This window comes from Vibrio sp. PSi01 (assembly GCF_054960695.1).
The window spans coordinates 150,447-164,652 of record NZ_JBHNYN010000007.1 but is presented as its reverse complement, the minus strand read 5'-3'; the positions used below and the strand labels follow the sequence as shown (position 1 = coordinate 164,652).

The following is a 14,206-nucleotide window of genomic DNA, read 5'->3' as shown; positions in this document are numbered from 1 at the left end:
AAAGGAAAAGCAATATTTTCAATGAGAACACGTGTTAAAGGTTTAGAGATCGGATGATCTTGGTGACTTTACCGTTTGGATTGGTTTCGATGGCATAGCCTTTCTTATCATCAAAAATTTCACCATCGATGAAGTGCCACCCGTTAGAGACCTCTAAGGTTTCTTTAGTGAAATTATCGTCGAACATAGAATGGTTTGGGTATACCGTTTCAATGGCTTCGAACAACAGTTGAGCTTCATCTCTATTGGTAGCCGTAAAGTCTTCTTTTAGGCACATTGTTAACTCCGGTAGAGGCTGAGTGGTAAAGGGTTCTGTCATTGACCCCAACACACCGTTATACGAGTAAAAGCGGTAGGATCCCGAATTACTTTCACTGCCGTCCGGTGATTTGATGTAAGGCGTTGCATTATAAAAGTCACAGGTGAAGACCATCTTTTGAATAATGCTGCTTTGTGAGATGACTTGAATGTCTATCCAAGACTTAACTTGATCTTGAATCTTACTGACCATTTCTTGCGAATGGGTATCAGCAGCGAGTGGTGTTGATACGAAAGTAGCAGTAGTCAGTAGTAATGACAGTGATTTAATCATTTGAAAAGTGGCCCTGTGAGGAAAGTCATTATTGCAAAATATTGTCTCTATTTGTTATTTGATTGGATGTTACTTGAAGAATATATGTCTTAACAGACGGCGCCTTCTTTCTAACAATCTAAAATACTGCAATGGAAATGACGCAACCGTTTTTATTGCGTTTTTGGTATTCTTGATAAGATTTATAATCTTTTAATTTCATATTTTATGGTGATATTAACTAGTATATAGGTGGTGTATGGATGGTTGATTTGAACGGTTGTTGTAAAGATCTGAAATGTAAGTGTGAGTAAGAAAATAAAGCAAATGTAAGGGCTGTAAAGTTACTTAAAAACTCGAGGAGGTATCCGCTCTAAACTACGGAATTTACGTAAATTAGAGTGAACTGATAGCTCATTGCTATGCTTTGTAAATGTATATTTACAAAAATGATTATTATGTTTTGCGTACGGTAAAATCGATACTCTAATAACAATATTGATGATATATGATCTGTATATATACTGCCTTTGCTTTTAATTAATACGGGTGATATGAATGTTGAAAACCAAAGTGCTCATTGTCGAAGATGACCAAGAGATAGCTCGTTTAACTACACTTTATCTTGAAGCTGAAGGCTACAATGTTAGCGTTGTTCATGAGGGTAATTTTGCTCTTGATGCAATCCGAAATATCGAACCAGATTTGGTCTTATTAGATTTAATGCTTCCAGGTATGAATGGTGCACAGATTTGTCGCCAAGCTCGTGAGTTTTACAATGGGATGATCTTGGTCTTGACGGCTTCTGCTGATGAAATGAGCGAAGTAAGCTTATTCAAATTTGGTGCAGATGATTATGTTGCGAAACCGATTCGTGGTCATGCGTTATTGGCGCGAATTGAAGCGTTATTACGCAGAGCTTCTCCTGTTACTGCTTCTATAGAATCTGCCCCTGAAAAGCAGTGTGATATCGTGATCAACACGACCGCCCAAAGTGCTACTCTGTATGGACAAAACCTCAAACTTACTTCTGCTGAGTTTGAAATCTTAAACCTTCTGGTTAATAACATCAGTCAAGTCGTTACTCGAGATCAATGTTGTCAGTTGTTTAGAGGGATTGATTACGCCTTCAATGACCGTTCGATTGATATGCGAGTCTCTGGTTTACGACGAAAGTTACGTATTCATGCAAAAGATAAGCAGTTGATCCGTACGGTTCGTAATAAGGGATACATGTTAGTTGCGTAAATTCATAGCGGCGAAACTTCGCTCTGTTTCAATGTTTGCCCGCTTGTATCTTGGGATTGTTGTGGGCATGTCGGCAACGATCTTTTTGTTTGTGAACCTAGGCGAAGGCCACATGCGAAGAACTGAGATCGAAACCTTCCTGAATGATGGTATTTACTTCGTTGAGCAGTATACCCGTCAACATAATCAAGAAAACTCTCTGTATAAAGAACTCGACAGAACAGGCTACCAACAATTTTATATTTTCAATTTACGTCTGTTAGATAATTGGTCGGGAGAGGCTCCTTGCCAACGATGCGAGTTATTTACTACTTTAAACGGTGTGCCAATATACCTTAGTGATAACAATCTGTATTCGGCGGTATTCCAACTTCCAAATTCTAAATTTAGTTTCGCATTTAGTGAGGTAGGGGATTTCTTCTCTCCTGAAATTGAATGGTATGAAGATTCAGAAAGGAATTTTTTGCTTGGGCTTTTGTTGGCCGTGATTGTCTCAATTGGGGCGAGTGTCTACTTACCTGTGAGGCGTTTTCAAGAAAGAATAGAATTGTTGGTTGAGAAGCAGAAACAGTTTGGCAAGGGGAAGCTCAGTACTCGCTCTGACCTCGACGACATTCATCCTGTGTCTGATTTAGCCTGCAGCTTTAACTTTATGGCGGAAGAGATCGAGAGCAAGGTGAAACAAAGCCACATCTTTGCTCAAGCTATCCCACATGAAGTGCGAACTCCGCTGAGTCGTATTCAATTGGCAACTGATATTTTGAGAAGAGGCGCGCCTGATCATCATCAAGCGCTTTTCGATGATATTGATACTTACATTGAAGATAGCAACGATCTCACTTCAGAAATCATCATGCTGTCAAAATTGAATGTCATGGACAACTCATTCTTTGAACTGGTTAAAGTGACCTCTGATCTTCATGAGTACTGTCTCGATCGGACTCGTTATTCGCAGTTAGATGACGTGACCTTTGATTCCAAAGTAGGTCAAGATTGCAAGATTAAGTGTGACTGCTCGATGGCACGTTTGGTTTTCGATAATATTCTAAAAAACGCTGGTAATTACACACACGATAAAGTGTGGATGACACTGGATGAGAATTCAGAAAATTGGTTGGTGGTTATTGAAGATAATGGTTCAGGAATCCCAGAGGACAGGCGTGATGATGTGTTTCTTCCGTTTGCGCGCCTAGATTCAAGCAGAGCTTCTACAACAGGTGGCTTGGGGTTAGGGCTTGCTATTGCCATGTCGGCGGCTAAAAAACTCACTTGGGATATCAAAGTCAACGATAGTAGATATGGTGGCGCTAAATTTAGTATTGTGATTCCTAAGTGCATATAACGGGTTGATTTAAGAGCTACTTTGGTTCATAAAATAACAAAGTCACGGTTCAATATTGTGGCTTTGTTATTTTTAATCGACATGTGTTTATCGCTTTGAACGATGTAGGCCATAAATAGCATGGTCTATGATTCGGCCATTCAAGTTCTCATTACGAGTGATGATACCTTCTAACGTGAATTGTAAGCGCTCACAAACTTTACGGCTGCTCATGTTCTCAGTCGCGGCTGATATTTCAATCTTTTCCATATCTAACTCTTCGAAAGCAATCTCAATCAGTTTTTGAACTACACGAGTGACAATACCTTTGCCTTGTTTAGTCTCTGATAACCAATAGCCAACCGTTACCTTCTTTGTACTGTGGTCAATTGTATTGAAGCTGCAGTTTCCGACGACGTTGCCTTTATAAATAATCGCACATGTCATGCTTTTACCTTCAGCATAATCGTGTAACGAACGTTGAATGAAGATTCTAAAGTCTTGCGCTGTTTTACAGTGTGGTGGCCACGCAAGCCATTGGCTTAGGTACTCGTTTTGGCTCTGTGAGATTTCCGCGTAATGAGAGGCGAAATTCTCTTCAACCAATGCGATGGATAGTTCGTTATCTATTATAGTCTTAAACATGTCTTTCCCTTTTTGGTTGTTTTGCTCAGTGAATATTTGCCAGCAGAATATAATGTCGGATGATTTTCAATATGCAACCAATTGTGGCACGAATTTTTCGTGATACGTTAGGTCAATCACGAAACTCATTAATCCTCACAATAATTGTGTATATAATCATTAACTATGCATTAGTATTAGCAACCTAAATATATAAAAACTATAAAAATTCTAGGCTTAATTAATGAATCTACATTGCCAAAATGTAACCGTAGACCTAAGGAAGGCTCTATTTGGTATAGCGAAGGCGCTTGATAACGTCGGTTTTGAAAGCAAAAACCATGGACAAAGAGTGGGCTATATCGCCTATCGGTGTGCTTTGAGTGTAGGGTGGGAAGAAGAGCAGGCGCAACTCGCGTTTTCTCTAGGCTTAATTCACGATTGCGGTGTGTCACAAATTGACGAACAACTCAGTTTGACCTCAGTGTTTATTCCAGACTCAAGCTACCACCATTGTCAAAAGGGCTATCAGATTCTAAAAGAGTGCCCCGTCCTTTCAATCTTCTCTAAACCTGTACTTTATCACCATACTCCTTGGATTGAGTTAAAGACAATGCCAATCAGCGAGCTGGAAAAAGAGTTGGCTGCAATTGTGATGCTAGCCGATAGAGTAGATTATCTTTACGGTGTCACTTCTTCAGATCGTTACGGAAACCTGACACCAGATGGCAAGGCGAGCATTATTGAACGTTTGACTGAACAAGCCGATGAGATGTTTGAAACTAACCTCGTTCAACACATGTGTGAGTTAGTTGATTTAGATGATTTCTGGTTTTCGATGGAGATCCCTTACATCGAAAATATGAGGGATAATTTTGAGCCAGTCCCCTTCTTTTCTCAACAAATGTCATTGGATGAGACGGTTGCCTTTGCTGAATTTATTGCTAATGTTGTGGATACCAAAAGTTCGTTTACTTTTAAGCACTCCTTGAAGGTTGGGCAACTTTCAGAATATTTAGCCAAACAGCTTGGTTACTCCTACACCACTCAACGCAAACTCTATTTAGCAGGGTTAGTTCACGACATTGGTAAATTGCAAACGCCAGGTGATATTCTCCATAAGCCTGACTTACTGACTGATGAAGAGTATTGCTGTATTAAGAGGCACGCCACGGACACTCGATTCGCGTTGCAGGAACTGTTTAGCTCACCTCAGGTTTGTCAGTGGGCATCGAATCATCATGAAAGGTTAGATGGATCAGGCTACCCTATGGGAAAAACCGCTGAAGAGTTGGACCAACCGAGTCGAATTGTTGCTGTGGTGGATGTTTTCCAAGCATTAACGCAATCTCGACCTTATCGTAAGGGAATGACACTACAAGAGGCTCTCGCTATCTTAAGAGCTTATGTTGATAGCTATAAGTTGGATCGAGAAGTGTTTGAGTGCCTTGAAAAACACGCACAATATTGCTTTGAATTATCGACTGATAAAAGAATGTATGCGTTTTGATGTTAGTGGATGCTGAAAGCAGTAAAGCATTTGTAAGTCATGTTCGAAGATAAATGACTAGACAATAAAAACAGAAAAGCGATGGCCGAGGCTATCGCTTTTTAATGGGGGCTGTTAGGAGATAAAGATTAAGATCTATAGAGCAAATTAGTATCGTTTTAAGATCTCGATGATCTCTTGCTCTGTTTCCGCTGCAATGATGGCATCAATGTCATCATCATTCTGGAACAACTCTGATAGCGCCATAATGGTATGGATATGGCTATCTGAATCCATTGCAGCCAGAGTAATTGAAAGGTAAACGTCACCGTTGTCTTCCGACTCTAAATCAACCCCTTTCTTGAACACGGTCACTTGCAGTGATGCCTCGTTCACACCATCTTCAGGGCGAGCATGAGGCATCGCAATCTTTGGTGCTAGCACATAGTACGCGCCAATGTCTTTATGCTTTTGTTTAATAGCATCAACATAGCCTGCCTCGATTTTGTTGTGTGCTAGCAGTCTTGAACAGGTCACATCAAGCGCAGCGTCAACGGTTAGGTTCTCGTCAGAGTTGATGATAACGCCTTGGTTACCAATTAAATCAAACAGGCTCATGAAACAATCCATCCTAGAATCAGACCAACAACGCCGAAGTCGAAGTCAGCAAATGTTGTTGCTTCAAGACCAAGGCCACCCAGTACTGGAAGTAGCAGCATCGGTAGGAAAGAGATACATAGACCTTGCGTGAATGAACCTAGAATTGCACCACGTAGACCGCCAGTAGCGTTACCGTAAACACCAGCTGCGCCACCAACGAAGAAGTGAGGAACCACGCCTGCTACAATGATGGTCCAGCCAAGCGCGCCTTGAACAGCCATTGCTAGTAGGCCAGCTGCGAAAGAACAAAGGAAACCGATAAGTACCGCGTTTGGCGCTACAGGGAATACCATAGGGCAATCAAGAGCAGGTTTTGCACCCGGTACTAGTTTGTCCGAAATACCTTTAAATGCAGGAACGATTTCAGCAATTAGCATCTTCACACCTTGCAGTACGATGTAAACACCACCCGCAAAGATGAGAGATTGCATGAAGGTGAAGACAACCCAGTTCTGACCACTTGATACCGTTTCTACAAACTCACCGCCAGCAATAATAGACGCAAGCATGAAGAATATAGCCATGGTTGTTGCAACAGCAACAGGCGTATCACGTAGGAACATCAGGCTTTTAGGAACTTGAATATCTTCCGTTGTTTTCGATGTGTCACCAAACTTGCTACCAATGAAACCAGACACGATGTAAGAAAGGGTAGAGAAGTGACCGATAGCCAGTTGATCAGTACCCATCACTTTCTCTGTGTACTTTTGGCCTAGTGCTGGCATCACAACCATCAGTGTGCCCACAATGAGCGAGCCGATTGCGACTAGAGCAGTGCCTTCAATGTTTGCTGTAGACAAAATTACGGCTACTAGCATAGACATGAACATTGTGTGGTGACCCGTTAAGAAAATATATTTTAAAGGAGTAATACGAGCCAATAAAATATTCACAACGAATGCGAAGAACATAATTAGAGCCATTTCATAACCGAATGCTTCTTGTGCTAATGCAACAATTGCTTCGTTATTTGGAATAACACCACTTACGCCAAAAGCTTCAGTAAATACAACCGAAAAATTATTTAGTGCGCCAACAAGAGCGCCAGCACCAAAACCTAAAATTAGGAAACCCATCACGGTTTTAATTGTGCCTTTTAAAATGGTGGAAATATCTGCTTTTTGTGCAACAAGGCCAATGAAAGCAATTAAACCTACCATGATTGCTGGCTCTTTTAATAAGCCAAGCATGAACTCGAAAAAGTTTTGCATAAATTTGACCTTACATGAAAGTTTTTAATTGTTCTTCGATGGATGCTTTGTCAAAAATATTTTTAAGGCTGATGATATTCTCTTTTCCGCCTTCTTTTAACTGGTTTGCAACATCTGTTGCTGCTACCCAAATATCAGCATTACTTGAAGCCGCAGATGATAGATCTTCATGATCGACTTCTGCTTCAAAACCCATTTTTTTAGCGACTTCTTTTACTGCCATTTCCATCATAAGTGAAGTACCAAGGCCATTACCGCAAACTACAAGGATCTTTTTCATAATATTTGTCTCAATTGGATTTTAAAGGTTGAGAAGCTTCGTTCTCTTATTGTGTGAGAGCATAGTAATGGAAATATTACGAATTCAATAAGATCTCCATCACAAAGTCAAAATGAGATTGTGATGGGGGTCTCGTTAATTTTCAGCAAAGATACAGAGTGAGACTTTGATCAAATTTAACTTTTTTATTCGAATATGCAATGTATTTTATTCAAAGAGATTGGCTTATTTATTTGAGGCGTGCGGGTGTGAACATCGAGCGGCTTTATTGAGGAAAATAGACAATTAATCGTATCGACCGTAATCGGTAAGCATTTTCTTGAGCATGCTATTAACGTCTTTGGTCTTTTTGCTTCTTTTTGTTAATTGGCTAAGTGAGGTTGGTTTTGGATTTTCAATTTTTTCATTATCTATATCTTCAAGCTTGTCTTTCATTTTTTGTACTGCGGGTAAGAGCATGCGAATTTCTTCATTATTCGCATTAGTCAGCACAACAATATTTTCAGATTCGACTTGGGTGATAGTAAGAATACCGTGTTTTACAGATTCAACTTGTTCACCAATCATAATTGACTCAGGAGCTACTGAACGATCGGTAAGTTGACCTGTACGTAATTTCGCCGCACTAATAGCGCGAATATTTCCAGTATTTTCAAACGCAACAATAACAGTATGTGTATTGTAATATTCAACTACTGTCACATAGCCGTGTCTATTTGTTTTGAATCTAGCTCCATTGTTCATGTCGTGCGGAGCTTCCATTTTCTTCACGTGTGTCCTCTCTTCGTTTTGATGGCTGTTATATCTAATCAGCTCTAATTTTTATAGATAATGAATGGGTGAGTTAATACAAAGTATATACGCATCTAAACTTAAGATGAATCTTGAAGTGGCGGTAAATGAGGCACAACACAGAAAAGGGGTAATAATTACACAGAATTAACTGCACAATTACTCTGCTCACTACAAGGCATAAACATCTCGCGCTCATTTCATAAAGCTTGTTTACAAGTGACTGTTAGGTAGCTTTTTATTAGGTAATTGGTCAATAAATACAGGTAAATATGTGATGAAATCTGCATTGATAGTAGTTTTGTAAATTATTGATTTAATGAATGTTTACTGATTGCGTCTGTTTTTGTTAGAACATCCTATTCAAAACAATAAGATAGGTAAATATAATGAAAAAACTCGTCAGTTTACTGCTCGTTGCAGTATCGCTTGGGCTTTCTGGCTGTGCAACTGTATTAACTGCGGAACAAAGTGCTCCGCAATTGAGTGTGGTCCCACAAGAAAAAGCGCTGACTATTGCTGTCATTGATAAACGTCCATACGTTCTAGACCAAGATAAAGAACCAAAGTTTGAGGGCATTATTCGCAGTTCATTTGGGATACCTTATTCATATAATACGGCGACTCAGCAACCAATGTCTCAGTTTTTGACTGATAGGCTCGTTGCAGGCTTAAAGAAGCAGCAAGTGACGGTGGACTCAGTCGAGACGACACCAAACGAAGACATCACAAAAGTCGTTGAGCAGATGAAAGCGTTCGACAATAAATCTATGATGTTCGTCTTGAATGAATGGAAGTATGATTTCCACGCGTTCACAGATAACTCTTGGTACAACGTTAATGTGATTATTTATGATGAAGCCGGTAAGAAGTTACTGAGTAAAAACTTCCAAGGTGAGAATGATGTTCCGGATGGCGGCGCGATTATCAATGAGATGCAGCTTATCTATAAACAGCGTTTTGAAGAAATCTTTCAAGATGTTGAAGTAAAAAGTGCTTTGCTAAACTAGTTACTGGTATTTTCTTTTATATTCTAGAAAAGCCACGTCCTGTGGCTTTTTATTTTAACAATAGATCTAGTTAACTTATATCTGACTGCTCCGGTCGATCTCACCGATAAACACTCCGTTTTGCGCAATCCTTAACCGCGCGATCGTTTGCGTCAAAATATGTGATGAAAGTCTCATTTAACTGTCTATACTTCTCTTCCGGTTTTAAGCCGGTGCTTAGCCAATACAAGCCGTCACATGGATATGTGAATGACCCCACGGACCGGACCAGCTACGTTCCACTGCTTGTATAAGGTGATCTTTACATGAACAACTCGTTGTTACATTCGCTAACTTTGTTAGCTCCTTCATCGCGTAGCGTTTTGCTTGCGGTTCTTTGTCCTATTCCTTTGATGTCATTTATTTGGCTCATGTTCACTCTTTAAGGGCTACTAGGACACATTATGAATATTCTATTTGGTCTTGTCGGTGTGATTGCACTGATTGCTTGTGCGTGCTTGTTATCTGAAAGTCGTTCTGCGATTAACTGGAAAACGGTCTCTCGTGCACTATTACTTCAAATCGGTTTCGCAGCCCTAGTATTGTATTTTCCATGGGGACAATTGGCACTAACGAGCATGAGCAACGGTGTTTCTAGCCTGCTTGGTTTTGCGGACGCTGGTATCGCTTTTCTTTTCGGTGATCTAGCCACTGATGGTTTTATTTTCGCAGTTCGCGTACTCCCAATTATCATCTTCTTCAGTGCTTTGATCTCCGCGCTTTACTACTTAGGCGTAATGCAAAAAGTGATTCAAATTCTTGGTGGTGCCGTGCAGAAACTGCTTGGTACCAGTAAAGCAGAATCTTTGGTCGCTACGGGCAACATCTTCCTTTCTCAGGGGGAGTCTCCTCTTCTTATTCGACCGTTTTTAAAATCTATGACTCGTTCTGAACTGTTTGCCGTCATGGCTGGTGGTATGGCATCGGTTGCGGGTAGCGTGCTAGGTGGTTATGCCGGATTAGGTGTTGAGCTTAAATACCTTATCGCAGCAAGCTTCATGGCGGCTCCTGGTAGCCTTTTAATGGCGAAGATCATTGTTCCTGAGCGCAGTACGCCAAGTGATTACGAGCACATTGAGCTAGATAAAGCAGACCAAAGCAATGTGATCGATGCACTGGCAAGTGGTGCAATGAACGGTATGAAAGTGGCAGTCGCTGTCGGTACTATGTTGATAGCCTTCGTGAGTGTGATTGCGATGGTAAACACAGGATTAGAAAGCTTGGGTGAAACGTTTGGTTTTGCGGGTATTACGCTGCAAGCTATCTTCGGTTACCTGTTCTCGCCTTTAGCATGGCTCATTGGTATCCCGAGTGATGAAGTTTTGATGGCGGGTTCATACATCGGTCAGAAGATTGTAATGAACGAGTTTGTTGCTTTCATCGATTTCGTTGAGAACAAAGCGCTGTTATCTGAACACAGCCAAGTCATCGTGACGTTTGCTTTATGTGGCTTTGCTAACATTGGCTCTATCGCAATTCAGCTGGGTTCAATCGGTGTAATGGCACCAGAGCGTCGTGCTGAAGTGGCAAACTTAGGCTTGAAAGCAGTAGCTGCTGGTACGCTTGCAAACCTAATGAGTGCGTGTTTAGCGGGTATCTTCATCCTGCTTTAAGCGAGATTCAGTTGAAGCGAATATCTTTCTTGCGGATTCAACGTGAGAAGGGTGTCCGCTTTTTTGTGCCTGCTCGTTAAGTTGATTCAGATTCAAACTAACACTTTCATAGCTCTGCAGTGTACAAGGTTCACTCGGAAGAGTAATAGAGCAAGTCTCTCTTATCCTATATACTTGAATATCATTAGGTTGCGATTAATATCATTCTGTTTCGATTAAGCACATCCGTTTTCGACGAAGAATAATGGCAACCAAGTCCAATAAATCAAAGGTCTCCCCATGAACATGCGCGTTCTCATTGGTCTTATCACCGCCTTTATCGGCTTGTTTGCGATGGTTTATCTTATTGCCGGTGGTAATCAGTTTCCTATTTCTCAGTGGCCGCAAGAGGCTTATCTCGGTTTAGTGTTTAGCGTTGTATGGGGCACTGGCGTAGCGGCATCGGTAGCGTACTTTTTCTCGGCATTGGTATTTGTCACAGTTGCCGTGGTTTGCTATGCGATCGGTTATAAGATCGGTGGGTTCTTTTCAAGCAAGCCGGAAGCTTAAACCATAAGTTCAAACAGACGACTCTTTGCACGTTCTTTTGGGGTTAACACTCGCCTTAACCCTCTCTTAACCCCCAACTCATTATCTTGTCTCCATTCTTACAGGAGACAAGAAGATGAAATTGAATCTTCCTTTAAAACATTCCCTTATTTCACTTGCTCTAATTGGTTTGATCGGTTGCACGACAACCAGTCAGACTGACTATGTTTCGCTAGCTGAGCAAAGCACTAATCAGACACAACAAAGCTTACTCGCAGAGCTGATTCAACTGGCTTCTAGTGATCAAGCGTCTACTCAACAAGATCTAGACGCTAAGAACCTACAACTCACCGATTTAGTGAACGCACCGGAGCTCGATCTCTATATCGAACGCGCTCTGAAGAACAGCCCAAGCCTCCAACAAAACATCACAGCACTCAAAATAGCCTATGCGCAGCAAGGTGTAACTTCAGGTGATCGCTTACCAACCGTCGATGCGAGCTTTTCTGGTCAAGCTGACGAGGGCACTAACGGTTCAAGCACCACTGAAACTTATACCACGGATGTCACCGTTGGTTGGGAGTTGGACCTATGGCAGAAATTAGCAGACACAAACAATGCAGCTTTAAAAGACATTGCGACGTCTCAGGCTAACCTTCAGGGCGCTCAAGATCTTTTGGTCGCGAGTGTGATGAGAGGTTGGCTTGATATCAGTTTGAAGCAACAGCTGGTCGATATTGAAACGCAGCGCTTGGTGATTCTAGAAAACAACGAAGAGCTAGTTTTAGAACGTTACCGCGCAGGGCTGGGTAGCCTTGAAGATTTAGATAACGCGAAAACGAGCAGCGCATCGACTCAGGCAACCTTGGCCGATTACCAAGAGCAACTTGCACAAAGTCGACGTGGGTTGGTTTTGTTAACGGGGCTGTGGAGTGGGGAGTCTGATGAAGCGTCTCTCACTGATCTCGGTTCATTTCCAACCATAATTAATCCATTAGATAACATTCCGACGCAAGATCTGGCAGGTCGTCCCGATCTGCAAGCGGCTTTCTTTAATATCGAAGCGGAAACTCTGCGTGCTGATGCCGCATATAAAGCAATGCTGCCGTCTATTAGCTTATCTGCAAGCCTAACCGATATGGCGGAGTCACCGAGTGAAGCGTTGCTTACCGGGCCTTTGTGGAGTGCGCTTGGCCAAGTATCCGCACCATTGTTTCAAGGTGGAAAGCTCAAAGCCCAAGCTGAGATTGCAGACCTGACTACAGAAACAAGCTACTGGGCTTACCAAGAAACACTGTTAAATGCGGTGAATGAAGTGGAAAACGCAATGGGGCAAGAATCTTCACTGACACTTCAACAGCAGCACCTAGCAAACGCATTAGTAAGCGCACAACGTAGCTTTGCCAGTTATGAAGAGAAATACCGTCAAGGTTTGGTCGATATTTTTGATCTACTTTCTGTTCAGCAACAAACCTACGACCTTGAAGCACAGCTAGCACAAACCATTTATAACCGTCTCGTAAACCGAATTGATTTAGGCCTAGCTCTGGGCTTGGGAGTATCCTCATGAAACTAAATACCATCACTATTGCAATTACTCTAGTTGCTGGTTCAAGCATCTTTGCAGCCCTTGCTTACAATGGTTCTCAAGTGCAACCTTCGCCTCAGAATACGAATGAACTGACAGTTTCAGATCCTCAAACTGAGTCTGTTACCACTAAGTCTATTGGAAGTAAGTCTATTGCAGTAAAGACTTTACCTGTTTCACAACAGCAACAGGTGTCGGTTGTTGCTGCAACTTTAGGCGATTATTTAGCGGAAGTTGTGGGCTATGGAGAAGCGAAGTCACGTTATGAACTGATGTTCTCAACAGAGGTGAGTGGTCGAGTCGAGGCGATCAGTTCACAGTTTGAAACTGGACAAGTAATCGGCAAAGGTGAGGTGATCGCCAATATTGATTCGACTAGCTATCAGCAAGCTGTGACAGAAGCAAAAGCGAATGTTGCTCAAGCTCAACTGGATTTATTAGAAGAACAAAGGGAAGGTGAACAAGCCAAATCTGAATGGAAACGTTCTGGTTTATCTGGCGAGCCTGATTCACCTTTGGTATTGCGTGAACCGCAATTAGCACAAGTCACCGCAGCTCTAGAGAACGCCAAACTCGAGCTAGCTAAGGCTGAACAAGACCTCGAAAAAACAACTTTGGTTGCCCCTTTTGATTCGTTGGTCGTGAGCCGTGATGTTCAACCCGGAAGCTATGCACAAACGGGTACTCAGATCGCTACGCTCTATAGCATTGATGAGGTTGAGGTATCAGTGCCGCTTTCTGAAAGCCAATGGTTGAGCTTACCAAACAGCGATAATTCGCAACTGAAACAGCAACCATGGCCAGTGACTCTGTCAAGTTCTGATGGCCAGTTCCAATGGCAAGGTTATGTCGAGCGAGTTGAGCAGCATTTACAGCAAGACACACGTCAACGTTCTTTGATCGTGAAAGTCGATAATCCTTTGGAACAACAGAAAGATCTTTACCCGGGCACATTTGTAAAAGCAACGATCTCTGGTAAACGACTCACTCAATTGTGGCAGCTTCCCGCTTCCGCAATTTCTCAGCAGGGCGACTTGTGGTTTGTCGATGCAAATGGCCAGCTTTCGAAATCAAACGCGAATGTGGAGTTTGAAAAAGGTGGTTTGATTTATGTCGATCCAACTAAGTTGAATAACCCAAACGTATCAAATAGTGACAGTGTACAAGTGGTAAAACGTCCATTAAGTAGCTTCAAAGTAGGTATGATCGTTCTGGCTAAGGCGGAGGGTTAA

14 protein-coding genes are annotated in these 14,206 nt (G+C 41.8%); 8 read left to right on the top strand and 6 right to left on the bottom strand.

What is annotated here, in order from left to right:
- Positions 1–34 precede the first annotated feature (34 nt).
- The gene (locus ACFI6G_RS12485) at positions 35–592 is read right to left on the bottom strand and encodes a hypothetical protein (protein ID WP_010428529.1); all 558 of its coding nucleotides are present in this window, start codon (positions 590–592) and stop codon (positions 35–37) included.
- 537 nt (positions 593–1,129) lie between these two features.
- On the opposite strand from ACFI6G_RS12485, the gene ACFI6G_RS12480 reads away from it, so the two are divergent.
- Together ACFI6G_RS12480 and ACFI6G_RS12475 are read left to right on the top strand one after the other, a co-directional pair.
- Positions 1,130–1,819, top strand: a complete 690-nt coding sequence (locus ACFI6G_RS12480; protein WP_010428531.1) for a response regulator transcription factor — start codon at positions 1,130–1,132, stop codon at positions 1,817–1,819.
- Positions 1,812–3,161: a sensor histidine kinase gene (locus ACFI6G_RS12475; RefSeq protein WP_462710285.1), complete on the top strand. Its 1,350-nt coding sequence runs from the start codon at positions 1,812–1,814 to the stop codon at positions 3,159–3,161. The genes ACFI6G_RS12480 and ACFI6G_RS12475 overlap by 8 nt, the downstream gene beginning before the upstream one ends.
- Before the next feature lie 87 nt (positions 3,162–3,248).
- Here the strand turns inward: ACFI6G_RS12475 and ACFI6G_RS12470 are convergent, their stop codons facing one another.
- On the bottom strand, positions 3,249–3,785 hold the full coding sequence (locus ACFI6G_RS12470; RefSeq protein WP_016769107.1) for a GNAT family N-acetyltransferase: 537 nt from the start codon (positions 3,783–3,785) through the stop codon (positions 3,249–3,251).
- Between the two features lie 223 nt (positions 3,786–4,008).
- Here ACFI6G_RS12470 and ACFI6G_RS12465 point away from each other — a divergent pair, with 223 nt between their 5' ends.
- Positions 4,009–5,274, top strand: coding sequence for an HD-GYP domain-containing protein (locus ACFI6G_RS12465; RefSeq protein ID WP_010428535.1), 1,266 nt, complete (start codon positions 4,009–4,011; stop codon positions 5,272–5,274).
- A 147-nt stretch (positions 5,275–5,421) separates the two neighbouring features.
- On the opposite strand, the gene ACFI6G_RS12460 is transcribed toward ACFI6G_RS12465, so the two are convergent.
- From ACFI6G_RS12460 to ACFI6G_RS12445, 4 genes are all read right to left on the bottom strand, one after another.
- Positions 5,422–5,871 (bottom strand): PTS sugar transporter subunit IIA, encoded by a 450-nt coding sequence (locus tag ACFI6G_RS12460; RefSeq protein WP_010428538.1) that lies wholly within the window; start codon positions 5,869–5,871, stop codon positions 5,422–5,424.
- Positions 5,868–7,124, bottom strand: coding sequence for a PTS ascorbate transporter subunit IIC (locus ACFI6G_RS12455; RefSeq protein ID WP_010428541.1), 1,257 nt, complete (start codon positions 7,122–7,124; stop codon positions 5,868–5,870). The genes ACFI6G_RS12460 and ACFI6G_RS12455 overlap by 4 nt, the downstream gene beginning before the upstream one ends.
- A gap of 10 nt (positions 7,125–7,134) precedes the next feature.
- Positions 7,135–7,404, bottom strand: coding sequence for a PTS sugar transporter subunit IIB (locus tag ACFI6G_RS12450; protein WP_010428543.1), 270 nt, complete (start codon positions 7,402–7,404; stop codon positions 7,135–7,137).
- A gap of 285 nt (positions 7,405–7,689) precedes the next feature.
- Positions 7,690–8,166 carry a hypothetical protein gene (locus ACFI6G_RS12445; protein WP_016769108.1) on the bottom strand — a complete coding sequence of 159 codons (477 nt, stop codon included), beginning with the start codon at positions 8,164–8,166 and terminating at the stop codon, positions 7,690–7,692.
- A gap of 419 nt (positions 8,167–8,585) precedes the next feature.
- Between ACFI6G_RS12445 and ACFI6G_RS12440 the strand changes: the two genes are divergently transcribed.
- The 5 genes from ACFI6G_RS12440 (at position 8,586) to ACFI6G_RS12420 (ending at position 14,206) form a co-directional block, all read left to right on the top strand.
- The gene (locus tag ACFI6G_RS12440) at positions 8,586–9,206 is read left to right on the top strand and encodes a YajG family lipoprotein (RefSeq protein WP_010428546.1); all 621 of its coding nucleotides are present in this window, start codon (positions 8,586–8,588) and stop codon (positions 9,204–9,206) included.
- A 443-nt stretch (positions 9,207–9,649) separates the two neighbouring features.
- Positions 9,650–10,858 (top strand): NupC/NupG family nucleoside CNT transporter, encoded by a 1,209-nt coding sequence (locus tag ACFI6G_RS12435; protein ID WP_010428547.1) that lies wholly within the window; start codon positions 9,650–9,652, stop codon positions 10,856–10,858.
- A 279-nt stretch (positions 10,859–11,137) separates the two neighbouring features.
- Positions 11,138–11,407 (top strand): hypothetical protein, encoded by a 270-nt coding sequence (locus tag ACFI6G_RS12430; protein WP_010428548.1) that lies wholly within the window; start codon positions 11,138–11,140, stop codon positions 11,405–11,407.
- A 115-nt stretch (positions 11,408–11,522) separates the two neighbouring features.
- A complete protein-coding gene (locus ACFI6G_RS12425; RefSeq protein ID WP_010428549.1) occupies positions 11,523–12,956 on the top strand; it encodes a TolC family protein in 1,434 nt (477 codons plus the stop codon).
- Complete coding sequence (locus ACFI6G_RS12420; RefSeq protein WP_010428550.1) at positions 12,953–14,206, top strand: efflux RND transporter periplasmic adaptor subunit; 1,254 nt, start codon at positions 12,953–12,955, stop codon at positions 14,204–14,206. The genes ACFI6G_RS12425 and ACFI6G_RS12420 overlap by 4 nt, the downstream gene beginning before the upstream one ends.